Here is a 23779-nt window from a genome sequence, read left to right as displayed (position 1 = left end):
TTCAGCGCATAGAGCCTGTTTGAGTCAATTTGTTATTTGAATTGAGAGACAATCCAGCGATGAATCCCCCCCCGACACATTCCCCATCTGCGAGTGCGCCTGCGCGTTTGCAGCTGGAGGGTATTACCAAGCGGTACCCGGCTGTAGTTGCAAACAGCAAGGTATCGCTGAAAGTTAAGCCCGGCGAGATCCACGCCATTTTGGGCGAAAACGGCGCTGGCAAGTCCACGCTGATGAAGATCATCTACGGTGCGGTCAAGCCTGACGAGGGAGCCATCCTGGTCGACGGCAAGCCGGTGCAGATCCGCAATCCGCAGGAAGCCCGGGCACTGGGCATTGCCATGGTGTTCCAGCATTTCAGTCTGTTCGACACGCTGACCGTGGCCGAGAACGTCTGGCTGGGCCTGGACAAGAGCATTGCACTGGCCAAGGTGATCGAGAACATTCAGGCCACGGCTCGCGATTACGGGCTGGAGGTGGACCCGCATCGCCCCGTGCACACGCTTTCCGTCGGCGAAATGCAGCGTGTGGAAATCATCCGTGCCCTGCTGACCAATCCCCGGGTGCTGATTCTGGACGAACCCACCTCGGTGCTCACGCCCCAGGCGGTGGAGATGCTGTTTGTGGTGCTGCGCCGCCTGGCCGCAGAAGGCTGCTCCATCCTCTATATCAGCCACAAGCTGCATGAAATCCGCTCGCTGTGCACGGCCTGTACGGTGCTGCGCGGCGGCGTGGTGACGGGGGAGTGCAACCCGGCCAACGAGACCAATGCTTCGCTGTCGCGCATGATGATCGGCTCGGAGCCGCCGGAGCTGGAGCACCGCACGGCGAATACCGGCGATACCGTGCTGCGTGTGCAGGGGCTGTCGCTCAGAAGCCAGGATCCTTTTGGTGTCGATCTGCAGAGCATTGCGCTGCAGGTGCGTGCGGGCGAAGTCGTCGGTATTGCTGGCGTCTCCGGCAACGGTCAGAAAGAGCTGATGTATGCGCTGTCCGGCGAGGACACACGCGCCGAAGCAGAGGCCGTGCAGTTGCTGGGCAAGGGCGTGGGGCGCATGGGGCCGAGCCGGCGCCGTGGCATGGGCCTGCATTTCGTGCCTGAAGAGCGCCTGGGGCGCGGGGCCGTGCCCAGCATGGGTCTGGCCCACAACCTGTTGCTGACGCGCAAGACCGCGCTCGGCAAGGGCGGCTGGATTCGCATGGCGGCACTGCAGGCGCAGGCGCGGGACATCATCGGCCGCTTCAACGTCAAGGCCGGCGGCCCGAACTCGGCTGCGCAGTCGCTGTCGGGCGGCAATCTGCAGAAGTTCATCGTGGGGCGCGAAATTGATGCCAAGCCGCGTCTGCTCATCATCTCTCAGCCCACCTGGGGGGTGGATGTGGGGGCTGCGGCGCAGATTCGGGGTGAGATTCTCAAGCTGCGCGACCAGGGTTGCGCCGTGCTGGTGGTCAGTGAGGAGTTGGACGAGTTGTTTGAGATTTGTGACCGCCTGCATGTGGTGGCCAAGGGCCGCCTGAGCCCCTCGGTTGATAGAGCAGCTGCCACTGTGCAGCAGATTGGTGAATGGATGAGCGGCCTGTGGGATGCGGCGGCGGCGCAGGGAGGTGCCCATGCTTAAGCTGGAACAACGTCCCCAGGCGTCCAAGTTCTGGACCTATGGCTCGCCAATTCTGGCGTTGCTGATCACCGTGCTGGTAGGGGTCTGCCTGTTTGCCCTGCTGGGCAAGGATCCGGTCAAGGGCTTGCAGGCCTTTTTCTGGGAACCCATCAGATCGGGCTACGCCCTGGGCGAGCTGGCTGTCAAGGCCACGCCGTTGCTGCTGATTGCGCTGGGGCTGGCCGTGTGCTTTCGCTCCAATGTCTGGAATATCGGTGCCGAAGGCCAGTTCGTCATCGGGGCGGTGGCTGCAGGAGGCATGGCCTTGCTGGCAGACAAGACCACAGGGCCCTGGATCGTGCCGGCCATCCTGATCGCCGGCATGCTGGGCGGGATGCTCTGGGCGGGCATCGTGGCCTTGCTGCGCGACCGCTTCAACGCCAACGAAATTCTGGTCAGCCTGATGCTGGTCTATGTGGGCACGCTGGTGCTGGGCTATCTGGTCTATGGTCCCTGGAAGGACCCCATGGGATACAACTTCCCGCAGACCAAGAGCTTTGAGCGCGTCACGCAGATTCCTCGGCTGGTGCAGGGCATGCGCATGAATATCGGCGTCATCATCTCGTTGGTGGGAGCCGGTCTGCTGTGGGCATTTTTGTTTCGCACGCGTGCGGGTTTCGCCTTGCAAGTCGGGGGCCTGGCGCCGTCGGCGGCACGCTATGCCGGCTTTTCCTCGCGCAAGGCGCTGTGGACGGCGCTGCTGATCTCCGGTGCCACAGCCGGTCTGGCGGGAGCGCTGGAAGTCGCTGGCCCTCTGGGTCAGCTCACGCCCTATGTGCCCGCCGGCTACGGCTTTGCGGCCATCATCGTGGCCTTTGTGGGGCGCCTGCATCCTGTGGGCATGATTTTCTCGGCCATTCTCATGAGCATGTTTTATATCGGTGGCGAGCTGGCGCAGTCGCGTCTGGGCCTGCCCAAGGCGCTGACCGGCGTCTTCCAGGGTCTGTTGTTGTTCGCGCTGCTGGCCTGCGACACGCTGGTGGCCTATCGCATCCGCTGGGTGGCGAAAAAAGCCGGCAGCGCCATTTCTGCAGTGAAGGGAGCCTGATCCATGGAATCCTATGCACTGCTGCTGGGCTCCACCCTCAGCGCTGGCACCGTTCTGGCGCTGGCGGCCCTGGGCCTGCTCATCAATGAAAAATCGGGCATCGTCAATCTCGGTGCCGAGGGCATGATGCTCTGCGCCGCCATTGCGGGTTTTGCCGCTACCGTGCACACCGGCAATACCTGGATGGGCTTTGGCGCGGGCATGCTGGCAGGGGCCTTGCTTGCCGCCATCTTTGGGGGACTGGTGATCTGGTTCAACACCAACCAGTACGCAACCGGTCTTGCGCTCTCGCTGTTCGGCGCGGGCTTCTCGGCTTTCGTGGGCCTGGGCTATGTGCAGGCCAAGCTGCCAGAGCTGCCCAAGTACTCCATCCCGGGCCTGGCGGATCTGCCGCTCGTGGGCCCGGCCTTGTTCACGCTGCACCCGCTGGTTTACGGCGCCATCGTGCTGGCCGCCTTGATGGTCTGGTTTCTGTACCGCACGCGTGCGGGCCTGGTGCTGCGTTCGGTCGGCGAGTCGCCCTCGTCAGCCCATGCCCTGGGCTACCCCGTGCGCCGCATCCGTCTGATGGCCGTGATGTTTGGCGGTGCCATGTGCGGTCTGGCGGGTGCCTTCATCTCGGTGGTCTACACGCCGCTGTGGGTGGAGAACATGGTTTCGGGTCGAGGCTGGATCGCTCTGGCGCTGACGACTTTCGCGACCTGGCGGCCGGCCCGCGTCCTGCTGGGCGCCTATCTGTTTGGCGGCGTGACCATGTTGCAGTTCCATCTGCAGGCCACCGGGGTTCAGGTGCCCAGCCAGATTCTGTCCATGCTGCCGTACCTGGCCACCATCGTGGTGTTGGTGCTGATCTCGCGTAATCCGACCTGGATTCGAGCCAATATGCCGGCTTCCCTGGGAAAACCCTTCTACCCTGGAGCGTGATGCCCAAATGTGGTGCAATCCGTTTTTCAAAAATAATGAGAGGACAACTTCAATGACAACTCTGGGCAAACGCGCTCTGATCAAGATGATCGGCCTGTCGGCTGTTTCCATGGCTGTGCTGACTGCTTGCGGCAAGAAGGAAGAAGCACCTGCAGCTCCTGCCGCCGCGCCTGCGGCAGCTCCTGCTGCCGACAAGCTCAAGATCGGCTTCATGTATGTGAGCCCCATCGGCGACGGCGGCTGGACCTACCAGCACGAGCTGGGCCGCAAGGCCATCCAGGAGAAGTTCGGCGACAAGATCGAGACTTCCATGGTCGAGAGCGTGCCAGAGTCTGCAGACGCCGAGCGCGTGATGCGCGACATGATCGGTCAGGGCAACAAGCTGGTCTTCGCCACCAGCTTCGGCTATCAGGACTTTGTGCAAAAGGTCGCCGCTGACGTCAAGGATGTGAAGTTCGAGCACGCCACCGGCTACAAGACGGCCGGCAACGCAGCCGTGTACGACACCAAGACCTTTGAAGGTGCTTATCTGGCCGGCATCGTGGCGGGTGCCATGACCAAGACCAAGACCGTGGGCGTGGTGGCTTCGGTGCCAATCCCCGAAGTGGTGCGCAACATCAACAGCTTTGTGCTGGGCGCTCAGAGCATCGACCCCTCCATCAAGGCCAAGGTGGTCTGGGTGAACGAGTGGTTTGCTCCTCCCAAGGAATCCGAAGCCGCCAACAGCCTGATCAACGGCGGCGTGGATGTGATGTACCAGAACACCAACTCTCCCGCCGTGCTGAAGACGGCTGAAGAGCGCGGCGCTCGTGCCTTCGGCAAGGATGGCGACATGAGCGGCTTTGCGCCCAAGGCGCATCTGGGCTCGGCCGTGATCGACTGGACCCCTTACTACAGCAAGGTGGTGGAGGACACGCTGGCCGGCAAGTGGCAGACCGGCAACTTCTGGTGGGGTGTGAAGGAAGGCGCCATCGATCTGAAGAAGATCGCTGATGACGTACCCCAGGAAATCAAGGACAAGGTTGAGAAGGCTCGCGCCGGCTTGAAGGACGGCTCCTTTGCTGTCTGGACCGGTCCCATCAAGGACAACACCGGCAAGGAATTGCTGGAAGCGGGCAAGGTGGCGGATGACGCCTGGCTGCGCAGCATCAACTTCTATGTGAACGGTATCGAGGGCAAGGTGCCCGGTGCCAAATAAGCACTGTTTGCGGGGCGCCTGACCAGCGTCCGATCAAAGGCCCTGAGGGGCCTTTCTTTTTGCGCTGTCGTTTTCAGGATACCTATCCGCAATTTGGCGCAGTTTATGCATATATTGCCCAAGGTGTAACCGGTATCCATGGGATTGCGCTCCTATCGGTTTCAAACCTCACTCTTTGTTCCAAGGAAAACTTAATGACTGATTTGCACAAGCGTTCATTGATCAAGGTCGCCGCACTGACGGCTATTGCCTCGGCCGCTCTGGTGGGCTGCGGCAAGAAGGAAGAAGCAGCTGCGCCGGCCGCAGCCTCCGCTGCCGCTCCTGCAGCCGCTGCTCCGGAGCCCCTGAAGATTGCTTTTGCTTATGTCGGCCCGGTGGGCGACGGTGGCTGGTCCTTTGCCCACGACCAGGCCCGCAAAGCCCTGGAAAAAGAGTTCGGTGACAAGATCAAGACCAGCTATGTGGAGAGCGTGCCCGAAGGCGCCGATGCCGAGCGCGTGCTGCGCGACATGGCTTCGCAGGGCAACAAGCTGGTGTTCGGCACCACCTTCGGCTATATGGACGTGATCCAGAAACTGGCTCCCGAATTCGCCGACGTGAAGTGGGAGCACGCCACCGGCTACAAGACCGCGGCCAATGTCAGCACCTATGACAGCCGCACTTATGAAGGTGCCTATCTGGCCGGCATCATTGCCGGCGGCATGACCAAGTCCAACACCCTGGGCGTGGTGGGCTCTGTGCCTATTCCCGAAGTGATTCGCAATATCAACAGTTTCACCCTGGGCGCCCAGTCCGTGAATCCCAAGATCAAGACCAAGGTGGTCTGGGTCAACGAATGGTTCAGCCCTCCCAAGGAGACTGAAGCTGCGACCAGCCTGATCAATGGCGGCGCCGACATCCTGTTCCAGAACACCGATTCACCCGCAGTGCTGAAGACGGCCGAGGAAAAGGGCAAGCGTGCCTTCGGCTGGGATTCGGACATGACGGCCTACGGTCCCAAGGCTCACCTGGGCTCATCCATCATCAACTGGGCGCCTTACTACATCGATTCCACCCGCAGCGCGCTGGACGGAAAGTGGAGCAGCCGTCAGACCTGGTGGGGCGTCAAGGAGGGCGTGATCGACATCGTGTCACTGGCTGACGACATTCCTGCAGATCTCAAGGCAAAGGTTGAGGACGTGAAAAAGGGACTGAAGGAAGGTACATTCACCATCTGGAAGGGCCCTATCACCGGCCAGGACGGCAAGGAGCTGATCGCTGCCGACAAGGTTGCCGATGACGGCTTCCTCAGAGGCATCAATTTCTACGTCAAGGGCGTGGAAGGCAAAGTGCCAGGTGGCGACGCCAAGTAAGCACTGCTGCTCGGGCATTGCGCCGCCTCGCCGCACTGGTTGCGGCCTGTGGCGCATGTCTTCAAGGCAGACCCCGGGGGTTGCCGGGTAGTGTTGGCTGCTAGCGGTCGTGAAGACACGACTTGCAGCGACAGGGCCGCCGTAGAGCGGCCCTTTGTATTTCGATAATGACGAGTATCCCCATGACTGAACGTACCCTCTGGCATCCTGTTGCCCAATCCTGCGATGTGGTGAGCGCGCCGTTTTCCGTGCTGCTGCTGGAACAGCCGCTGGTGCTGTGGCGCAATGCCGAGGGACTGGTTCAGTCCTTTGTGGATCGCTGCCCGCATCGCGGTGCACGCCTTTCCATGGGACGTGTGGAAAACGGGCATCTGGAATGCCCCTATCACGGCTGGCAATTCTCCTCGGGTGGCCAATGCGTGAAAGTGCCAGCCGTGCCCGATTTCACTCCCCCCGCATCGCAGCGCGTACAGGCTTTCGAGGTGCAGGAAGCCTTTGGACTGATCTGGGTGCGCCTGGAGTCTTCCGACAGCCAGTTGCCGGTGTTCGCGGCAGAGACGGACGAGCATCTGCGCAAGGTGAACTGCGGGCCTTACGATGTGGCGGCCAGTGCGCCGCGCATCATCGAGAACTTCCTCGACATGTCCCACTTCGGCTTTGTGCACGAAGGCTGGCTGGGCAGCCGTGACGCCACGGCCATTGCCACCTACAAGGTGGAGAGCACCTCCACCGGCGTGCTGGCGACAGGCTGCAAGGCCGTGCAGCCCCAGTCCAATCTGCACTCCACCCAGGCGGCCGAGGTGGAGTACACCTACGAGGTGACCGCTGCCTACACTGCCGTGCTGACCAAGATTCCCGAAGAGGGCACTTCCAAACAGGGCTGGCGCGAGCAGATCGGCCTGTTCATCTGCCCTGTCACTCCCGAAACCAGCCGCGTCTGGTTCCGTCTGGCGGTCGCGGACTTCGAGTCGACCGATGAGCAGTTGCAGACCTTCCAGCACACCATCTTTGTGCAGGACCAGCCGGTGCTGGAGTCGCAGCTGCCCAAGGCCCTGCCGCTGGATCCGCGCGCAGAAATGCACTCGGCGGCCGACCGCATGTCCTCGGCCTATCGCCGTTTCCTGAAGGCTCAGGCGATCGCCTTCGGAACCTGCTGAGACAGGCCTGAGAGGCTTTGCCGCCTGCCCCGGCCGGGCGTCCATGCGGCTCGCCGGGAGGCTGAGCCACGGGCTTGCGGCTGCAAGGCCGAAGTCGCAGACCTGTCGGGGCTGGCCATATGCTGTCGGGGCTGGCCATATGGCTTGAGCGGTGCCGGTTTGATAGGCTAGAGATTGATCGGCGCGTAGCGCCAAGGAGAATAAAGATGAACAACGTGCCTGCCGTAGATGTTTCCCGTCTGCCACAGCTGCTGCGCGCCATGCCCAAGGCCGAGCTGCATATGCATATCGAGGGTTCGCTGGAGCCCGAACTGATTTTTGCGCTGGCGCAGCGCAACCAGATACCCCTGGCCTATGACAGCGTCGAGGCGCTGCGCGCGGCCTATGCCTTTACCGATCTGCAGAGCTTTCTGGACATCTATTACGCGGGTGCCAGCGTGCTGTTGCATGAGCAGGATTTCTACGACATGGCGCGCGCCTATCTGGATCGTGCGGTGGCCGACAACGTGGTGCACACGGAAATCTTCTTTGACCCGCAGACCCACACCGAACGCGGCGTGGCCATGGAGACCGTCATCAACGGTCTGTACCGGGCCTGCCGCGACGCACAGATCGAGCAGGGCATTTCCTCCTCGCTGATCCTGAGCTTTCTGCGCCACCTGAGCGAGGAAAGCGCCTTGCAGACGTTGGAGGCGGCGCTGCCGCTGCGTGATCGCTTTATCGGCGTGGGACTGGACAGCAGCGAGCTGGGCAATCCGCCCGAGAAGTTCGCCCGCGTGTTTGCCCGTTGCAAGCAACTGGGCCTGCACCTGGTGGCCCATGCCGGGGAGGAGGGGCCGCCCGCCTATATCTGGGGCGCACTGGATGTGCTGAACGTGGAGCGCATCGACCATGGCGTGCAGTCCGAGCAGGATGCGCTGCTGATGCACAGGCTGGTCAAGGAACAGATACCGCTGACGGTCTGCCCGCTGTCCAATCTCAAGCTCTGCGTGATCAAGGACCTGGCCGATCACAATCTGCCGCGCCTTCTGGCGGCCGGACTCAAGGTCATGATCAACTCGGACGACCCGGCCTATTTCGGCGGCTATGTCAACGAGAACTACACCCAGCTCTTTGCCGCCACGGGCATGGGCGCGCCCGAGGCCTACCAGCTGGCGCGCAACAGCCTGGAAGCGAGCTTTGCCAGCGAGGCGCAGAAGCAGGAATGGATTGCGCGCCTCGATGAAGTGTTTCGGGAATATGGCGCAGCTTGACGAAGTGAGTTCGGAGCGGCGCAGCGGCCGTCTTCACAAGCGCCGATAGCCTGGGGGGGCGGCGATTGAAAGCCCGGTTGAAGCGATTCAGCCGGGCTTTCTTTGCGTGGAGCGGCGCAGCGCCAGGGCCGGCAAAGGTCCGGTGGCCACGCGCCGCGTGGTGTTGCCGCGCAGATGCTCGAACAGCAGATCGACCGCCTGCTGGGCGATGTCCTCCAGATGCAGGTCCAGTGCCGTCAGCGGCAGCTCGCAGCTGCGCGCACGCAGGCCGTCGTAGCGGGTGGCCAGCATCAGATCTTCGGGAATGCGCTGGAGCGTCCTGCGGGTGCGCCGGCCCCAGAGGCGAACAACGATCTGGAGCGTGGTGCCTATCTGGTCAACACTCTGGGCCACTGCGGCGAATGCCATACGCCGCGCACCAGCAGCTTTGCCATGGATCTCAAGCAGTCGCTGGCGGGCAATGTAATCGAAGGCGCCTACGCCCCCGACCTGCGCCCCAAGGCCATGGCCGAGCGCGGCTGGAGCGAGCGGGATCTGCTGCAGTTTCTGCGCACCGGCCTCTCGCCCCAGGGCGTGATGACCATGGGCATGTTCCCCGTGCTGCAGCATTCGAGTGCGCATATGGAGGAGGCCGAGCTCAAGGCCATGGCCGCCTATCTGATGCAGGGTGAAAAGCCCGAGCCCAGGCCGGCCACCGAAGCGCCCGAAACCCGGATCTCGGCCAATGGCGAGCGTGTCTACATCGGTCTGTGCGCAGGCTGCCATGGCGTCGATGGCCAGGGCCAGCCGCATTCCTCGCTGCGCCTCGATACCAACACCACGGCCATGTTCCCCACGCCGCTGAATCTGGTGCGCGTGATTCGCGAAGGCCTGCCCGAGCGTGATCTGGGCCATGGCGAGCGCATGCAGGCCATGCCCGGTTTTGCCGATCAGCTCAGCCACGAAGACATGGCCGATCTGGTGAACTACATGCGCCTGCGCTGGGGTCGCCAGAAGGGCGATGTGACGCCGGCGCAAGTCGCCGATGTCATCAAGACTGCCGAAACCCATTGAGCAGGGGTTTCAATAAAAAGAGCTGGCAGCGCGACAAGCTCTGCCAGCTCTTTCCATCTAGCCATACGGCTTAGGACAGCTCGGCCCTGATCTTCTCGGCCAGCTCGCCCAGCACGGCAAAGCCCGGTTCCGCGCGCTGCCAGACCACGGATAGGCCGTCGCCCTCGAAGCGCGGCAGCACATGCAGGTGAAAGTGAAACACCGTCTGCCCCGCCGGCGCGCCGTTGGCCTGGAAGATGTTGATGCCGTCGGGGTCGAAGGCCTTGTTCACCGCCGCCGCCACGCGCTGGGCCGTCTGCATCACGGCGCCTGCTTCCTCGGGCGTCAGCTCCAGCAGATTGACGGCATGGCGCTTGCTGGCAACCAGCACATGGCCTCGCGTGGCCTGGCCGATATCCATGAAGGCAATGGTCAGATCGTCCTCATAGACCTTGGCCGATGGAATCTCCCCTTTGACGAGCTTGCAGAAAATGCACTCGCCAGGGGGGGAGTGGTCTACAAACATGGGCATGACGCTCTCCTTTTTTATGGTTCAAGCGTCCTATCTTAGAGGCACAGCGGTTTCAGGCCCGCGTCGCGCGCAGGCAGTCCTTGGTGATCTCGGCCATGGAGGTCGCGCCCAGCATGGCCATATTGCGGTCCACCTCGTCACGCAGCAAGGTGATGGCGTGATGAACGCCCTGTGCACCGCCAACTGCGGCGGCGTACATGAAGGGGCGGCCCAGAAACACCATGCGCGCGCCCAGCGCCACAGCCTTGAGCACATCGCTGCCGCGGCGTATGCCGCTGTCCATCATCACGGCCGTGCGGTGGCCCACGCGGTCCACCACCTGGGGCAGCATCTGCAGCGGCGCAACCACGCCATCGAGCTGGCGGCCGCCGTGGTTGGAGACCACGATGCCTTGCGCGCCGATATCGGCGGCCATCACGGCATCGTCTTCGTTGAGGATGCCCTTGATGATGAGGTTGCCCTTCCAGCGCTGGCGAATGCGTTCGATGTTCTTCCAGTTCAGGTGGTCGCGGCCCGAGGTGTCGCGGATGGCGGTGCCCGACAGCAAGGGCGCGCCGCGCGTGGCGAACGAATTCTCGAAGTGCGGCATGCCGTGGTTGATCAGCGTGCGCAGCATGGTGCCCAGCATCCAGCGCGGGCGGGTGATGCCGTCATAAGCCAGGCGCAGCGAGGGGCGCAGAGGCATCGAGAAACCGGTGCGCACATTGTTCTCGCGGTTGGCCCAGACGGGGATGTCCACGGTGATCACCAGGGTGCCGAAGCCTGCGGCTTCGATGCGCTCGATCAGGCCGTCGATGCGCGTGGTGTCGCCGGGCAGATAGGCCTGGAACCAGGTCGACGGTGCCGCCTTGGCCACTTCTTCCATGGGGATCAGGGAGGTGCCGCTCATGATGGCGGGAATGCGGTTGGCAGCCGCCGTCTGTGCCAGCACCAGATCGCCGCGATAGGCCGAGATGGCGCTGATGCCCACCGGGGCCACGCCAAACGGCGAGTCCCAGGTCTGGCCGAACAGCTCGACCTTCTGGTTGCGCCTGGACACGTCCACCATGACCTTGGAGCTGAAGCCGTATTGCTGGAAGCTGTCACGGTTGGCCTGCAGCGAGACACAGTCTTCGGCCGCGCCGGAGACATAGCCAAACAGAGGACGGGGCAGGTGCTTGCGTGCGGCGGCCTCGAAGTCATGCAGCGACAAGATGTTCTGCAGATGACGGGGAAGCCCCGCGCGTTGGCCGTAGGCGGCTTGCGCCTTGGGGGCGGAGGCTGCGTTTGCAGCAGGGGCTTGTGACGATGCCATGGTAGGGCGCCTCGGGAGCGAAATTCAGGGGTTTGACTGGCTACGCCCCCGCACACTTGCGGTGCACGGGGGCGTGACAGAAACATCAGGTGTTCAAGGTTTACTGAGCGAATGTACCGCGCTGACGCATCAGCTCGCGGTGCAGTTGCTCATTGCGCTCGAACGGTGCGCGGCCGTGCACATAGAAGTAGTTGTTCAGAACCACCAGGTCGCCGGCGGGCAGGCTGACGGTGCGGGTGCCGAACGAATTCTCCATCGATTCCGACAGGTTCTGCAGATATTCGGCTTCGGCGTCGTTGGCGGGCTGCACGAACTGGTCGATGAAGGAGATCGACAGGCCGAACTCGCCGTGGAAGAACACGGGGCGCTCGACGCGCTCGTTCACGTTCTTGGAGCCCGGAGCCTTGTACAGCAGGGGCCTGGCGCCCAGCGGGTCTTGCACGAAGCGGTCCAGCTCGCTCCAGTCGTCCAGGTGCAGGAAGCGCGACTCGCCGCCCACGGCGTTTTGCTCGTCGAACTTCATCATCAGCAGCCAGTCGGTGGCCTCGGTCACGAAGGTGCCGTCGGTGTGCATGGTGAACAGACGGTAAGCCTGGCGCAGATAGGAGTCGCTGGCATCGGTGTGCTTGACCAGGAAACGTGCGTAGTACTTGTTGGACATGGAGTCGTGGTTGGCCGGGCCCAGGATGTGGCCGATGGCGGTGCCGAACTTCACGTAGTCGTCGCTGTCCTGGCTCACGCCTTCCAGACCCAGCACAAAGCCGCCATGCCTGCGGTCCTTGATGATGTTCACCAGCGTCTGGCCAAAGTCGGCTCCCATGTGGGCCTTCAGGCGGCGCGCCAGGTGAAAGCGCATGAAGGGCACGTACTCGAGGTTTTGCACGTCGATATCGTGCACATCGGCCAGGAAGGCGTTCAGGGCTTCGGTGTTCAGCGTCAGTTTCAGCAAACGAGGATGCTCGGGATGAGTGCTGATCTCGTAGGCGGCAGGCTGAATCAGTTGCTGGGGGGTCGTAGCGTTCATGGTGGGTGGGAACTTCAATCAGGAATGGGGTGATTGAACACTTCTTGTTTGATACGATCTACGGGGTTAAATGCATTTTTTGATAAGAATTTCAGATTAAAACCATGCTCAGCTACCGCCAACTCGAGCACTTCGTCACCGTGGCCCAGGAGCTGCATTTCTCTCGCGCCGCCGACAAGCTGGGCGTGGCCCAGTCCGCCGTCAGCGTGCAGGTGCAGCAGCTGGAGCAGCAACTGGGCGTGCGCCTGCTGCAGCGCAACAAGCGCAAGCCCATCACGCTGACCGATGCCGGGGAGCTGCTTTATGACGAAGCCGTGGCCGTGCTGCGCCATATGGAGCGGGCCCAGCAGATCGGGCAACTGGCGGCCCAGGGCATGAGCGGCCATGTCAAGCTGGGCTATATCTCCTCGTCCGTGACCTCGGGTGTGCTGGCGCGCATGCTCACGCAGTTCCGCCCCGGCCATGAGCAGGTGCACATGCAGGTGCTGGCCATGGAGACGCCGCGCCAGCTGCAGGCGCTGCAGCAGGGCGAGATCGATGCCGGTCTGCTGCGCCCGCGCCGTCGCTACCCCGAGGGGGTCAAGGCGGTCATCGTGCACAGCGAGCCCTTCATGGTGGCGCTGGCCGAGAACCACCCGCTGGCACGCCATGAATCCATCAGCGTGGCCGATCTGCGCGGCCAGACCTTTATTGCGCCGCAGTTCATCAACGAAAGCGAAGGCTTTGCCGAGGTGCTGGCGCGGCTGGCCGAGACGGCCGGGTTTTCGGCACGCGAGGCCTATCGCGTCAACGACTTCGTCACAGCGACCAGCCTGGCTGCTGCTGGCTACGGCATTGTGGTGCTGCCCGAGTCGAATCGGCTGCTCAATCAGCCGGGCGTGGCCTTCAGGCCGCTGCGCGACTTCAAGGAAAGCGTGCACATGGCGCTGGCCTACCGCGAGCGCGAGAACTCGCCTGCGGTGCGCGCCTTTCTGGCCGTGGCCAGAAGCTGCGCCGCGTAGCCACGCGGCTGCGGGCAGGGGGGGACGCTTCGGATTCAGATCTTTTGGGTTGTAAAAAATGATAGCTTATAGCGCTTGCTTATATTGGATTTCAGATATAAAAGTCATTGAAATTGAAGCATGGCAAGCGTAACAAGCTTTGTTATTGATAGCGGTAGCGCTGGCCTGTGCGCAGCCATATAGCCTCTATAAGCGCTGCCGTGTTCCGTACGCAAGATCGGGCGCGTAAGCTCTGGTCCATGAAAATCTATCGTAGTGCCCTGCTGCGCTTCGCCGATGACGGCCAAGCGGTTTATGACTCCGACGCCTTGCTGGCGATTGCTCCCGATGCTGCGGGCGTGCAGCGCGTGGTGGCTGCGGGCAGTTGGCAGACGCTGGCCCAGCAGTATCTTGCGCGCGAAGGCGTGCAAGTCATTCACCTGCCCGGCAAGTTGCTGGCACCGGGCTTTGTCGACCTGCACATCCACTACCCGCAGACCGATGTGATCGGCGCGCCGGCCCCTGGCCTGCTGCCCTGGCTGGAGAACTACACCTTCCCGCACGAGTCGTGCTTCCACGATCGCGAATATGCCGATGGCGTGGCCGATTTCTTCATGAACGAGCTGCTGCGCAACGGCGTGACCACGGCGCTGGCCTTTGCAACTTCGCATCCGGCATCGGTGGATGCCATCATGACGGCCGCGCAAAAGCGCAGCATGCGCATGATTGCCGGCAAGGTGCTGCAGGACCGCAACAGCCCCGACGGCGTGCGCGATGAGACCGAGCAAAGCCTGATCGACTCCGAAACGCTGATCCAGCGCTGGCATGGCGTGGACCGCCTGGGCTATGCGATCACACCGCGCTTTGCGCCCACCAGCACCGAAGCGCAGCTGCGCGGTGCGGGCGAGCTGGCGGCCAGGTACGGTGATGTCTGGATTCAGTCCCATGTGGCCGAGAACCTGGACGAGATTGCCTGGGTCAAGGAGCTGTTCCCCGCCGCGCGCAGCTATCTGGCCGTCTACGACGACTTCGGTCTGATGCGCGAGCGCGCCGTCTATGCGCACAGCATCTGGCTCGATGAAACCGACCGCCAGCTCATGCATGACACACGCTCGGCGGCGGCCATTAGTCCGACCAGCAACCAGTTTCTGGCCAGCGGCTATTTCGACTACCTCAAGGCCGACCAGGCCGGCATGCTCTACGGCCTGGCCAGCGATGTGGGCGGCGGCATGAGCTTTTCGCCGTTTCGCACCATGCAGGCCGCCTATGTGGTGGGGCGTGAGAGCCATGCCAAGCAGGGCCAGAGCCTGTCGCCGCAAAACCTGTGGTGGCAGCACACGGCAGGCGCTGCACGGGCGCTGGGCCTGCAGGGCGTGATCGGCAATCTGCAGCCCGGCTGCGAGGCCGACCTGGTCGTCATCAACCCCGGCTGCACGCCACTGCTGGCGCGCAAGACGGCCCAGGCGCGCAATCTGGACGAGCTGCTGTTTGCCATGATCATCCTCGGGGATGACCGCCTGATTGAGCAAACCATTGTTTCTCAAGCAAAATAGCGGTCTTGCGCTTGATTTGTGAGCGCACAACGCTATGAAAAATCAAGCGATACAGGACTTCTAATGAGCATCAAGAGCGACAAATGGATCCGTCAGATGGCGGAGCAGCACGGCATGATCGAGCCTTTCGAGCCTGGCCAGGTGCGCCAGGTCGACGGCAAGAAGATCATCAGCTACGGCACTTCGAGCTATGGCTACGACATCCGTTGCGCCCGCGAATTCAAGGTCTTCACGAATATCCACAGCACGGTGGTGGACCCCAAGAATTTTGACGAGAAGAGCTTTGTCGACTTCGAGGGCGACTACTGCATCATCCCGCCCAACAGCTTTGCACTGGCCCGCACGGTGGAGTACTTCCGCATTCCCCGCGACGTGCTGACCGTCTGCCTGGGCAAGAGCACTTATGCGCGCTGCGGCATCATCGTCAACGTGACGCCCTTCGAGCCCGAGTGGGAGGGCTATGTGACGCTGGAGTTCTCCAACACCACGCCGTTGCCGGCCAAGATCTATGCGGGCGAAGGCTGTGCCCAGGTGCTGTTCTTCCAGGGCGACGAGCAATGCGAAGTCAGCTACAAGGACCGCAACGGCAAGTATCAGGGCCAGCATGGCGTGACGCTGCCCAAGGCCTGAAGCCTGTTGCCTCGCCAAAAAAGCCCGCTGCGGATACAGCGGGCTTTTTGCTTTCCTGGGAGGCTGCCGGACGCGATCAGGCCGCTGCCGCCTCAAGCGCCGGGCAGTCCAGATTGCAGTGCGCGCCCACGCTGGCATGGCGCTGCAGCGCCGCGTCCACCATCAGGCTGCACAGCGCCAGCTGGTTGCGCAAGGCGGGGTCGGCACCGCGCCATTGAGCACGCCACAGCACCAGTTGCTTGGCCGCCGCAATCAGGCTGTGGTTGCTGCGCACAATGCCCACGTTGTGCAGCATGAGCTGCTGCAGCGACTGCCGCATCTCCTGCTGGCTCTCAGCGCTCAGGTTCTTGCCGGGCTTGCGCTGCCTGCCTTGAATGGCTGCGGGCTTGTGCAGGGGCTGCTCGGCCATGCGCAGCGCCGCAGACCTGGCCATGACCACGCACTCCAGCAGCGAATTGCTGGCCAGGCGGTTGGCGCCATGCAGGCCGGTGCGGGCCACCTCGCCAATCGCCCACAGCCCGGCCACGGCGGTGCGACCGTCCACATGGGCCTGCACGCCGCCGCAGGCATAGTGGGCGCAGGGCGCGACAGGAATGGGCTGGGTGGCAATGTCTATGCCGTGCGCCGCGCACAGTGCCATGACGCCGGGGAAATGCTGCTCCAGCCAGTCGCGGCTGCGGTGTGTGATGTCCAGCAGCACATGGGGCAGATGGTGGGCCCGCATCTCGCCATCGATGGCGCGGGCCACGATGTCGCGCGGTGCCAGCTCGGCTCGCGGGTCGTGGCGCAGCATGAAGCGCTCGCCGGGCCGGCCTTGCCGGTCTGGCAGGCACAGCAAGGCTCCTTCGCCGCGCAGCGCTTCCGAGACCAGGCCCACGGACCGGCCGCCCACCTGCAAGGCCGTGGGGTGGAACTGCATGAACTCCAGGTCGCGCACGACACAGCCCACACGCCAGGCCATGGCAATGCCGTCGCCGGTTGCCGTGGCCGGATTGGTGGTGCTGGGGTAGATCTGGCCCATGCCGCCTGTGGCCAGCACGGTATGACTGGCCAGCATATTTTGCTGCTGCCCATCGGCATTGCGCACGCTGGCGCCCACGCAGCGCTGCTGCACGTCCTGCAGCAGCTCCATGGCAGTGCAATGCTGCAGCAAGGTGATGTGCTTCAGACGCCGGCAGGCCTGCAGCAAGGTCTGGTGCACGGCCTGCCCGGTGCGGTCGGCCGCATGCACAATGCGCCGCGCGCTGTGGCCGCCTTCGCGCGTCAGGTGCAGGCTGCCGTCGGCATGGGTGCTGAAGGGAACGCCCTGGGCCTGCAGCCAGGCGATCGCCTGGGGGCCTTGCTCCAGGATGCGGCGCACGGCAGCTTCGTCGCAGAGGCCGGCACCGGCGATCAGCGTGTCCTGCACATGGGCTTGCAGGCTGTCGGCAGGGTCCAGCACGGCGGCAATGCCGCCTTGGGCCCAGGCGCTGGCGCATTCGTCGGCACTGCTTTTGCTGAGCACGGTGATGCGCAGTGTGTTGGGCAGACTGAGTGCCAGCGTCAGGCCGGCCAGTCCGCAGCCGATGATGAGCACATCGCAGTCAGTCGGGGATTGGGGCATGGTGCTTGTCCTCGCTCAGGCCGGACCGAAGTTCTGGAACAGGGCTGCATCGCGTTCCAGCTCGCCGCTTGCGCGTACCGGCTGGCGCTGAGCAGCGGCAAAATCCAGCATGCGCTGTATGGGCCTGCGGGCGGCCAGGCCCAGCGCCGCATCAAGCTCGATGGCACCGCTGCGTTGCAGCAGGGCGCGCTCCACGCCCGGCAGGCTGTTCATGGCCATCCAAGGGCAGAAGGCACAGCTTTTGCAGCTGCCGCCCGTGCCCGCCGTCGGGGCAGCCAGAAAGTGCTTGCCCGGATAGCGCTGGCGCATGTCGTGAAGAATGCCCTGGTCGGTGGCGACGATAAAGGTGTCGGTGGGCAGCTTGCCCACAGCGGCAATGAGCTGGGTGGTGGAGCCCACCACATCCGCCAGTGCCGTGACTGCGGCCGGCGATTCGGGATGAACCAGAATCGCGGCCCCGGGGTGGGCGTTGGCCAGGGCTTGCAGCTCGTCGGCCTTGAATTCGTCGTGGACCACGCAACTGCCCTGCCACAGCAGCATGTCGGCGCCGGTCTGCTGCTGGATATGGCTGCCCAGATGGCGGTCGGGCGCCCAAAGGATTTTCTCGCCGCGTGCGTGCAGCGCGGCCACGATGTCCTGCCCTACCGAAGAGGTGACCACCCAGTCGGCCCGGGCTTTCACGGCGGCGCTGGTGTTGGCATAGACGACCACGGTGCGGTCGGGGTGAGCATCGCAGAACTGGCTGAATTCATCGGCCGGGCAGCCCAGGTCCAGCGAGCAGGTGGCATCGCCGTCGGGCATGAGCACGGTCTTGTCGGGGCTCAGGATCTTGGCGGTCTCGCCCATGAAGCGCACGCCGGCCACGATCAGGGTCTTGGCGGGATGGTTGGCACCAAAGCGCGCCATCTCCAGCGAGTCGCCCACGCAGCCGCCGGTATCGCGTGCCAGATCCTGCAGCGCACCGTCCACATAGTAGTGGGCAACCATGACGGCATTGCGCTCCTTGAGTAGAGCCTTGATGCGCTGCGCTGTCTCGCGTTGCTGCTGTCTGTCCTGCTGCGGCAGCACCCTGGCCCAGGCCTGGCCTGTGCTGCACTGGGTGCTGATGCCCGGTACGGGCTGATCGAATTCCACGGTTCTGATCGTCATCGTCTCCATCCTGAGTTGTGCTGTTAAATACTTATACTCAATCTGAGTATTATTAAAACCGCTTTTTCTGAATTTGTCACCAGGGAGACAAATTAGGCCGGATGGCGTCGCTTTTCAGCGCAGTCGGTGCTCGGTAAAGCAATCCAGGAAATGGATGGATCGCTTATTCATCAATGACTTGATGCTTCTGAGAAATGAGCAAATGGAGGATGTTCAGGCGGGCTGCGTGAGCTGGTGCTGGCGCAGTGCCAGGCGGGTGGCGGCCAGATCCCAGCCGCCCCAGCCACAGGATTTGAAGAGCACAGGCTTCGTGGAGCGAGACCAGTCCTGTTGCACCACGGTGGCCAGCGTGGGCAGGGTGTTGACCTCGATGCCGGCCTGCAACAGGTCGCCGGCCTCGTGTGCGGCATCGGCGGTGTCCACGACGATCTGACCCTGGTGTAGAAAGCGCCGGCACAACTCGGGAGCCAGCTCCACCATTTGCGGCGTGAAGGCGCCGACCGCGCAGACAAAGGCATCGGGTCTTGCCGCCTCATGCAGCACCACGGTCTGCGCGGGCGTGCAGGTCACAATCAGCGGGCAGTGCCAGGCGGCTTCCTCCAGGTCGTCGGCGATGCGCGCATGCAGACCCAGGTCGCGGGCCTGGTCTGCAAGCCGCTGCGCGCTGCTGGCGCTGCGCGAGTGAATCCAGACCTCCTGCGTGCCAAGCCCCTGGGCAAAAGCCTGCAGATGGGCGCTGCCCTGCACGCCGGCACCGACGATGAGCAGCGGGCCTTGGGGCTTGGGGGCCAGGCGGCGCGCTGCCAGCAGCGATACGGCTGCGGTGCGTCTGGCCGTGACGGTGGGGCCGTCCAGAATCAGCTGACGCACTCCTGTTGATGCATCAAAAACCACGATATCGCCCTGAATGGTAGGTCTGCCCACCTGGGCATTGCCTGGCGTGAAGCTGATGAGCTTGGTCATGACTACCTTCCCATCGGTGGCCGGCATGCAGAACAGGCAATTGCCGGAAGCGGTGGGCATGACGATGCGTGGCGGAACCGAGACACTGCCACTGTTTTGCAGCTGGCGCAAAAGTGCTTCGATCTCATCGGCCAGGTCGGTCCATGGCAGCAGTGCGGCAGTGGCGCGGGCGTTCAGAGACGCTGTCGAAGGCGGGGTCTGGGCATTCATGGGCAGTAGTCGTATGGGGGGCGGGGGACAAGCCTCTGAGCTTACAGAATTGCAAGCCCAGCGCGATGTTGACCGACAGAGTGTCGCAGCATGAACGCTTTTGGCGAAGGCTGGCAGCGCGCACAATAGCCACTGTCTTATTCACCGATTCTGTCGCACACATGTTTGGTTTTTCTCCCCGCTCCGGGCAACGCAAGGATCCTACCTGGACACAAGCGCCCTCCAGCCGTGGTCACGTCGAGCCTGTCTGGCGGGATGGCGGCTCGGCTGCGAGTTATGAGCCGACCCAGCAGCAGGCGGCAGCACCGCGCAAATCCTCTTCGGCCAGGCTCTGGGCATCAGCCGTCCTGGCGGTGATGGGCCTGCTGGCAGTGGCCTTTCTGTTTCTGAGCATGGTCGATGTGGTGGAGGAGCAGGTGGCCCGCAACCAGCCTCAATCCACGCCTGGCACGCCGGGCGTGAGCCAGATCTCCACGCCTGCCGGCCGCTGAACACCAGGCCAAACGTCAACAATGCTGCGTTGCAGCTTGACAGAGGTGGCAAAAGCACAGCTTGATACCTCCAGTCGGAGCCGCAGCCCTTAATATCGCCACCCGGCGCAGGCCGCGTGCAACACAGCAAAGGAGTAAGCACCATGAGATGGGAAGGTAACCGCGAGTCGGACAACGTCGAGGATCGCCGTGGAGACGGTGGTGGCGGCGGTGGTTTCCCCATTGGTGGCCGCAGCATCGGCATAGGCACCGTGGTGCTGGCGCTGATAGGCTGGGGCGTGTTCGGCATCAACCCGCTGACCACGATTGGCGTGCTCTCCGGTGGTGGCTCGCCCCAGGTGCAGCAGGCTCCAGCGCATCGCCCGGCCGGCGATGACCAGGGGGCCAAGTTTGTCTCCACGGTGCTGGCGTCGACCGAGGATGTCTGGACCCAGATCTTCCGTGAAGGCGGTGCTCAGTATCAGAACCCCAAGCTGGTGCTGTTCACCGGCGTGACGCGCACGGCCTGCGGCACGGGACAGTCGGCCATGGGGCCGTTCTACTGCCCGGGTGACTACAAGGTCTATCTGGACATGGACTTCTTCAACACCATGAGTCGCCAGCTGGGCGCTCCCGGTGAGTTCGCTCGCGCCTATGTGGTGGCCCACGAGGTCGGCCACCATGTGCAGAACCTGCTCGGCATCTCGGGCAAGGTGGACCGCATGCGGGGCCGTGTCAGCGAGCGCGAGCAAAATGCCATGTCCGTGCGCCTGGAGCTGCAGGCCGACTGCCTGGCCGGCATTTGGGCCAACAAGTCGCAGCAGGCCAAGAGCTGGCTGGAGCAGGGCGATATCGAGTCGGCGATGAATGCCGCGCAGCAGATCGGCGACGACAAGCTGCAGCGTGAAGCCACGGGCACGGTGCGTCCCGACAGCTTTACCCACGGCTCCAGCGCCCAGCGTGTGCGCTGGTTCACCCAGGGCTACAAGAGCGGCAGCGTCAAGGCCTGCGACACCTTCGCAGCTCAGTCGCTTTGAGCCACAAGCTGATCTGAACCAGGCGTGTGCACTGTCACACGCCTTTGTTTTTGGAGCGGCAGAATGTGAAAACCCGGGTTATCCCGATAGATTGCACGGGATATTGGCAAGGCTTTTTTTGCCCGCAAACAGAGGGGGCGAAGGCTTTGCGTCTGAAGAAAATCACAAAGCCAACGCGAAAAACCCACTCGGTGCGACAATAACGTCCTCAATGACAAGCTCTTTTTCCAATCTTCACTTGGCTGAGCCCCTGGCACGCGCAGTGGCCGACATGGGCTATGAGTCCATGACTCCGATTCAGGCGCAGGCCATTCCGGTGGTATTGACCGGCAAGGACGTCATGGGCGCAGCCCAGACCGGCACTGGCAAGACGGCGGCTTTCTCTCTGCCCCTGCTGCAACGCCTGATGCGCCATGAAAACGCTTCGGCATCGCCTGCCCGCCATCCGGTGCGCGCCCTGGTGCTGCTGCCAACCCGTGAGCTGGCCGATCAGGTGGCACAACAGATTGCCCTGTACGCCAAGCACACCAAGCTGCGCAGCACCGTGGTGTTTGGCGGCATGGACATGAAGCCCCAGACCCTCGAGCTGAAAAAAGGCGTCGAGGTGCTGGTGGCTACGCCCGGACGTCTGCTGGACCACATCGAAGCCAAGAATGTGGTGCTCAATCAGGTGGAATATGTGGTGCTGGACGAGGCCGACCGCATGCTGGATATCGGCTTTCTGCCCGATCTGCAGCGCATCCTCTCCCATCTGCCCAAGAGCCGCACCACGCTGCTGTTCTCGGCCACGTTCTCGCCCGAGATCAAGCGTCTTGCCGGCAGCTATCTGCAGGATCCGGTGACCATCGAGGTGGCCCGTCCCAACGAGACGGCCTCCACGGTGGAGCAGCGCTTCTACAAGGTCACGGATGACGACAAGCGTTACGCGATTCGTTCCGTGCTCAAGGAGCGCGACATTCGCCAGGCCTTCATCTTCTCCAACAGCAAGCTGGGCTGTGCGCGACTGACGCGTGCCCTGGAGCGTGACGGTCTGCGTGCCGCCGCACTGCATGGCGACAAGAGCCAGGACGAGCGCCTGAAGGCACTGGAAGCCTTCAAGGCCGGCGAGGTGGATCTGCTGGTCTGTACCGATGTGGCCGCGCGCGGTCTGGACATCAAGGATGTGCCCGCAGTCTTCAACTACGACGTGCCTTTCAATGCGGAAGACTATGTGCACCGCATCGGCCGTACCGGTCGCGCCGGCGCATCGGGCCTGGCCGTGACCTTGGTGACCGATCATGACAGCCGCAATGTGGCCGATATTGAAAAGCTGATCAAGAAGAAGATCGACGTCGAACCCGCGCCCATGCTGGACTTGCGCCCCCCACGCCGCAGCCGCAGCGAGGAGGAATATCGTCCACGGCGTGAGCGCGAGTTTGATGCAGCGCCCCGTGGTAGCTATGCACACCGTCCTTCGCGCATGGCCCCGCGTCCTGCCAATGTGGACCCGTTCTTCGAGCGGCCCTATGAGGCCAGCAGCGTCGGCGAGACTGCATCCTGGGACAGCACGCATGTTGCCCCGGTCAAGAGCGCGAGCAGCAAGCCCAAGCGCAAGGTCGCTGCCTTGTTCAGGGCGCCTGTCGTGGTCTCCTGAGCACTGGGTGATCGCCCCAGCAAAACGCCTGCCGGATGCAGGCGTTTTTCTTTGCTCTATCCCTTGGCACCAGGCACCTGAGCCTGCGGGCACTGCTGCTGTATCAGCTCTCGCTCGTCCATGCGCTCTCCGATTCTCATCATGCTGAGGCAGCCGCCCCAGACACAGCCGGTGTCCATGGCCATCAGATCGGGCCGGTTGATATGGCCCAGCGTGGACCAGTGACCAAAAGCCATGGGCGTATCGGCAGTGAGTCGGCCCGGCACATCGAACCAGGGCATCAGCCCTTCAGGCGCCTGATCGGCGGATTCCGCACTCTCAAAATCCATGATGCCGTCGGCACTGCAAAAACGCAGACGGGTAAAGGCGTTGACAATGCAGCGCAGCCGGTCATCGCCTTGCAGATCGGCGGACCAGCGATCGGGCTGGTTGCCATACATATTGTGCAAAAAGCGCGCATGGTCGACATGCTGGAGCACGGCCTGAACTTCGGCACTCAAGGCGATCGCATCGTGCAGGCTCCATTGAGGAAGCACGCCTGCATGCACCATGAGAAGGTTCTCACCCGATGCATTGCTGTGCAGCCGGGCCAGAGGCTGCTGGCGCAGCCAGTGCAGCAGGGCATCGCAATCGGGTGCGCTCAGAACCTGGGCCAGAGTGTCGCGCTTGCTTTGGCGGCGAAGGCCCCGGGCTGCAGCCAGCAGGTGCAGGTCGTGATTGCCGAGCAAAGGGCGAATGGCATCACCGGCCTCCATGCAGCGGCGCAATACCTCGGCGGATTGGGGGCCTCGATTGACAAGGTCGCCGAGCACGTAAAGTGTGTCCCGACTTGCGGAAAAATCCACGGTTTGCAATAAGCGCTCGAAGGCGTCATCGCAGCCCTGGATGTCTCCGATACAGTAAAGTGCCATGGTCTTCTTTCTGATGGACGAGTCAGGGATTTTCTGCTGTTTGCATTGCCGACACTGCTCAAAGGGGGTGTTTGCCATGTCGGAATCGGCATTGGCCTTGCGGTTGCAGGGCAAGATTGCCGGCTTTGGCAAAGCGCGCGAGCAAGGACGCCCTGGCGGTGCTGGAGT

At 63.0% G+C, this 23779-nt stretch carries 22 protein-coding genes; 14 read left to right on the top strand and 8 right to left on the bottom strand.

Features of this window, described 5'->3' with window-relative positions; genetic code table 11:
• The first annotated feature begins 59 nt into the window (after positions 1–59).
• The 7 genes from AC1RTQ_RS18320 to AC1RTQ_RS18290 all read left to right on the top strand — a co-directional run bounded on the left by AC1RTQ_RS18320 (position 60) and on the right by AC1RTQ_RS18290 (position 8590).
• Positions 60–1619 carry an ABC transporter ATP-binding protein gene (locus AC1RTQ_RS18320; protein WP_492877803.1) on the top strand — a complete coding sequence of 520 codons (1560 nt, stop codon included), beginning with the start codon at positions 60–62 and terminating at the stop codon, positions 1617–1619.
• On the top strand, positions 1612–2706 hold the full coding sequence (locus AC1RTQ_RS18315; RefSeq protein WP_302089568.1) for an ABC transporter permease: 1095 nt from the start codon (positions 1612–1614) through the stop codon (positions 2704–2706). Before AC1RTQ_RS18320 ends, AC1RTQ_RS18315 begins: the two co-directional genes overlap by 8 nt.
• A 3-nt stretch (positions 2707–2709) precedes the next feature.
• Positions 2710–3630, top strand: a complete 921-nt coding sequence (locus tag AC1RTQ_RS18310) for an ABC transporter permease (protein ID WP_003073332.1) — start codon at positions 2710–2712, stop codon at positions 3628–3630.
• Between the two features lie 52 nt (positions 3631–3682).
• Entirely contained in the window at positions 3683–4828 is a 1146-nt protein-coding gene (locus AC1RTQ_RS18305) for a BMP family ABC transporter substrate-binding protein (protein WP_492877800.1), read from the top strand.
• Positions 4829–5022: 194 nt separating this feature from the next.
• The gene (locus AC1RTQ_RS18300) at positions 5023–6180 is read left to right on the top strand and encodes a BMP family ABC transporter substrate-binding protein (protein WP_492877798.1); all 1158 of its coding nucleotides are present in this window, start codon (positions 5023–5025) and stop codon (positions 6178–6180) included.
• Positions 6181–6362: 182 nt separating this feature from the next.
• Positions 6363–7337: an aromatic ring-hydroxylating dioxygenase subunit alpha gene (locus tag AC1RTQ_RS18295; RefSeq protein WP_304350434.1), complete on the top strand. Its 975-nt coding sequence runs from the start codon at positions 6363–6365 to the stop codon at positions 7335–7337.
• Between the two features lie 206 nt (positions 7338–7543).
• A complete protein-coding gene (locus AC1RTQ_RS18290) occupies positions 7544–8590 on the top strand; it encodes an adenosine deaminase (protein WP_492877795.1) in 1047 nt (348 codons plus the stop codon).
• 87 nt (positions 8591–8677) lie between these two features.
• Here the strand turns inward: AC1RTQ_RS18290 and AC1RTQ_RS18285 are convergent, their stop codons facing one another.
• Entirely contained in the window at positions 8678–8998 is a 321-nt protein-coding gene (locus AC1RTQ_RS18285) for a substrate-binding domain-containing protein (protein WP_492877793.1), read from the bottom strand.
• Positions 8999–9022: 24 nt separating this feature from the next.
• On the opposite strand from AC1RTQ_RS18285, the gene AC1RTQ_RS18280 reads away from it, so the two are divergent.
• Positions 9023–9643: a c-type cytochrome gene (locus AC1RTQ_RS18280; protein WP_492877791.1), complete on the top strand. Its 621-nt coding sequence runs from the start codon at positions 9023–9025 to the stop codon at positions 9641–9643.
• A 70-nt stretch (positions 9644–9713) separates the two neighbouring features.
• Here the strand turns inward: AC1RTQ_RS18280 and AC1RTQ_RS18275 are convergent, their stop codons facing one another.
• The 3 genes from AC1RTQ_RS18275 to glaH all read right to left on the bottom strand — a co-directional run bounded on the left by AC1RTQ_RS18275 (position 9714) and on the right by glaH (position 12472).
• A complete protein-coding gene (locus AC1RTQ_RS18275) occupies positions 9714–10154 on the bottom strand; it encodes an HIT family protein (RefSeq protein ID WP_492877789.1) in 441 nt (146 codons plus the stop codon).
• Positions 10155–10206: 52 nt separating this feature from the next.
• On the bottom strand, positions 10207–11448 hold the full coding sequence (locus AC1RTQ_RS18270; RefSeq protein ID WP_492877788.1) for an alpha-hydroxy acid oxidase: 1242 nt from the start codon (positions 11446–11448) through the stop codon (positions 10207–10209).
• Positions 11449–11548: 100 nt separating this feature from the next.
• A complete protein-coding gene (gene glaH, locus AC1RTQ_RS18265; RefSeq protein ID WP_492877786.1) occupies positions 11549–12472 on the bottom strand; it encodes a glutarate dioxygenase GlaH in 924 nt (307 codons plus the stop codon).
• Positions 12473–12576: 104 nt separating this feature from the next.
• Here glaH and AC1RTQ_RS18260 point away from each other — a divergent pair, with 104 nt between their 5' ends.
• From AC1RTQ_RS18260 to dcd, 3 genes are all read left to right on the top strand, one after another.
• Complete coding sequence (locus AC1RTQ_RS18260; protein WP_003073359.1) at positions 12577–13473, top strand: LysR family transcriptional regulator; 897 nt, start codon at positions 12577–12579, stop codon at positions 13471–13473.
• A gap of 239 nt (positions 13474–13712) precedes the next feature.
• Complete coding sequence (guaD, locus tag AC1RTQ_RS18255) at positions 13713–15005, top strand: guanine deaminase (protein WP_492877783.1); 1293 nt, start codon at positions 13713–13715, stop codon at positions 15003–15005.
• Between the two features lie 63 nt (positions 15006–15068).
• A complete protein-coding gene (gene dcd / locus AC1RTQ_RS18250) occupies positions 15069–15635 on the top strand; it encodes a dCTP deaminase (RefSeq protein WP_003052512.1) in 567 nt (188 codons plus the stop codon).
• Positions 15636–15711: 76 nt separating this feature from the next.
• Here dcd and nadB read toward each other — a convergent pair whose 3' ends face one another.
• From nadB to AC1RTQ_RS18235, 3 genes are all read right to left on the bottom strand, one after another.
• Positions 15712–17238 carry an L-aspartate oxidase gene (gene nadB, locus AC1RTQ_RS18245; RefSeq protein ID WP_492877781.1) on the bottom strand — a complete coding sequence of 509 codons (1527 nt, stop codon included), beginning with the start codon at positions 17236–17238 and terminating at the stop codon, positions 15712–15714.
• A 15-nt stretch (positions 17239–17253) separates the two neighbouring features.
• Positions 17254–18396 (bottom strand): quinolinate synthase NadA, encoded by a 1143-nt coding sequence (gene nadA / locus AC1RTQ_RS18240; RefSeq protein ID WP_492877779.1) that lies wholly within the window; start codon positions 18394–18396, stop codon positions 17254–17256.
• A 204-nt stretch (positions 18397–18600) separates the two neighbouring features.
• Positions 18601–19560, bottom strand: coding sequence for a delta(1)-pyrroline-2-carboxylate reductase family protein (locus AC1RTQ_RS18235; RefSeq protein ID WP_492877777.1), 960 nt, complete (start codon positions 19558–19560; stop codon positions 18601–18603).
• 161 nt (positions 19561–19721) lie between these two features.
• On the opposite strand from AC1RTQ_RS18235, the gene AC1RTQ_RS18230 reads away from it, so the two are divergent.
• The 3 genes from AC1RTQ_RS18230 (at position 19722) to AC1RTQ_RS18220 (ending at position 22700) form a co-directional block, all read left to right on the top strand.
• Positions 19722–20051 (top strand): hypothetical protein, encoded by a 330-nt coding sequence (locus tag AC1RTQ_RS18230; RefSeq protein ID WP_492877775.1) that lies wholly within the window; start codon positions 19722–19724, stop codon positions 20049–20051.
• A gap of 143 nt (positions 20052–20194) precedes the next feature.
• Complete coding sequence (ypfJ, locus tag AC1RTQ_RS18225; protein WP_302089585.1) at positions 20195–21067, top strand: KPN_02809 family neutral zinc metallopeptidase; 873 nt, start codon at positions 20195–20197, stop codon at positions 21065–21067.
• A 211-nt stretch (positions 21068–21278) separates the two neighbouring features.
• A complete protein-coding gene (locus tag AC1RTQ_RS18220; protein ID WP_492877773.1) occupies positions 21279–22700 on the top strand; it encodes a DEAD/DEAH box helicase in 1422 nt (473 codons plus the stop codon).
• A gap of 56 nt (positions 22701–22756) precedes the next feature.
• On the opposite strand, the gene AC1RTQ_RS18215 is transcribed toward AC1RTQ_RS18220, so the two are convergent.
• Positions 22757–23611: a symmetrical bis(5'-nucleosyl)-tetraphosphatase gene (locus AC1RTQ_RS18215; protein WP_492877771.1), complete on the bottom strand. Its 855-nt coding sequence runs from the start codon at positions 23609–23611 to the stop codon at positions 22757–22759.
• Between the last annotated feature and the right edge of the window lie 168 nt (positions 23612–23779).

It is taken from the genome of Comamonas sp. GW821-FHT11H03, assembly GCF_058807955.1.
This window is presented reverse-complemented; position numbering and strand designations above follow the sequence as displayed.

Excerpts from the sequence above, each read along its gene's own strand:
- dcd (WP_003052512.1), top strand. The coding sequence starts at position 15,069 with ATGAGCATCAAGAGCGACAAATGGATCCGTCAGATGGCGGAGCAGCAC.
- AC1RTQ_RS18315 (WP_302089568.1), top strand. The coding sequence starts at position 1,612 with ATGCTTAAGCTGGAACAACGTCCCCAGGCGTCCAAGTTCTGGACCTAT.
- AC1RTQ_RS18295 (WP_304350434.1), top strand. The coding sequence starts at position 6,363 with ATGACTGAACGTACCCTCTGGCATCCTGTTGCCCAATCCTGCGATGTG.
- AC1RTQ_RS18285 (WP_492877793.1), bottom strand. The coding sequence starts at position 8,998 with ATGGCATTCGCCGCAGTGGCCCAGAGTGTTGACCAGATAGGCACCACG.
- AC1RTQ_RS18260 (WP_003073359.1), top strand. The coding sequence starts at position 12,577 with ATGCTCAGCTACCGCCAACTCGAGCACTTCGTCACCGTGGCCCAGGAG.
- AC1RTQ_RS18310 (WP_003073332.1), top strand. The coding sequence starts at position 2,710 with ATGGAATCCTATGCACTGCTGCTGGGCTCCACCCTCAGCGCTGGCACC.
- AC1RTQ_RS18275 (WP_492877789.1), bottom strand. The coding sequence starts at position 10,154 with ATGCCCATGTTTGTAGACCACTCCCCCCCTGGCGAGTGCATTTTCTGC.
- AC1RTQ_RS18235 (WP_492877777.1), bottom strand. The coding sequence starts at position 19,560 with ATGAATGCCCAGACCCCGCCTTCGACAGCGTCTCTGAACGCCCGCGCC.
- AC1RTQ_RS18280 (WP_492877791.1), top strand. The coding sequence starts at position 9,023 with ATGGATCTCAAGCAGTCGCTGGCGGGCAATGTAATCGAAGGCGCCTAC.
- AC1RTQ_RS18220 (WP_492877773.1), top strand. The coding sequence starts at position 21,279 with ATGACAAGCTCTTTTTCCAATCTTCACTTGGCTGAGCCCCTGGCACGC.
- nadA (WP_492877779.1), bottom strand. The coding sequence starts at position 18,396 with ATGGAGACGATGACGATCAGAACCGTGGAATTCGATCAGCCCGTACCG.
- glaH (WP_492877786.1), bottom strand. The coding sequence starts at position 12,472 with ATGAACGCTACGACCCCCCAGCAACTGATTCAGCCTGCCGCCTACGAG.
- AC1RTQ_RS18305 (WP_492877800.1), top strand. The coding sequence starts at position 3,683 with ATGACAACTCTGGGCAAACGCGCTCTGATCAAGATGATCGGCCTGTCG.
- AC1RTQ_RS18290 (WP_492877795.1), top strand. The coding sequence starts at position 7,544 with ATGAACAACGTGCCTGCCGTAGATGTTTCCCGTCTGCCACAGCTGCTG.
- AC1RTQ_RS18230 (WP_492877775.1), top strand. The coding sequence starts at position 19,722 with ATGTTTGGTTTTTCTCCCCGCTCCGGGCAACGCAAGGATCCTACCTGG.
- ypfJ (WP_302089585.1), top strand. The coding sequence starts at position 20,195 with ATGAGATGGGAAGGTAACCGCGAGTCGGACAACGTCGAGGATCGCCGT.
- nadB (WP_492877781.1), bottom strand. The coding sequence starts at position 17,238 with ATGCCCCAATCCCCGACTGACTGCGATGTGCTCATCATCGGCTGCGGA.
- AC1RTQ_RS18300 (WP_492877798.1), top strand. The coding sequence starts at position 5,023 with ATGACTGATTTGCACAAGCGTTCATTGATCAAGGTCGCCGCACTGACG.
- AC1RTQ_RS18215 (WP_492877771.1), bottom strand. The coding sequence starts at position 23,611 with ATGGCACTTTACTGTATCGGAGACATCCAGGGCTGCGATGACGCCTTC.
- AC1RTQ_RS18270 (WP_492877788.1), bottom strand. The coding sequence starts at position 11,448 with ATGGCATCGTCACAAGCCCCTGCTGCAAACGCAGCCTCCGCCCCCAAG.
- guaD (WP_492877783.1), top strand. The coding sequence starts at position 13,713 with ATGAAAATCTATCGTAGTGCCCTGCTGCGCTTCGCCGATGACGGCCAA.
- AC1RTQ_RS18320 (WP_492877803.1), top strand. The coding sequence starts at position 60 with ATGAATCCCCCCCCGACACATTCCCCATCTGCGAGTGCGCCTGCGCGT.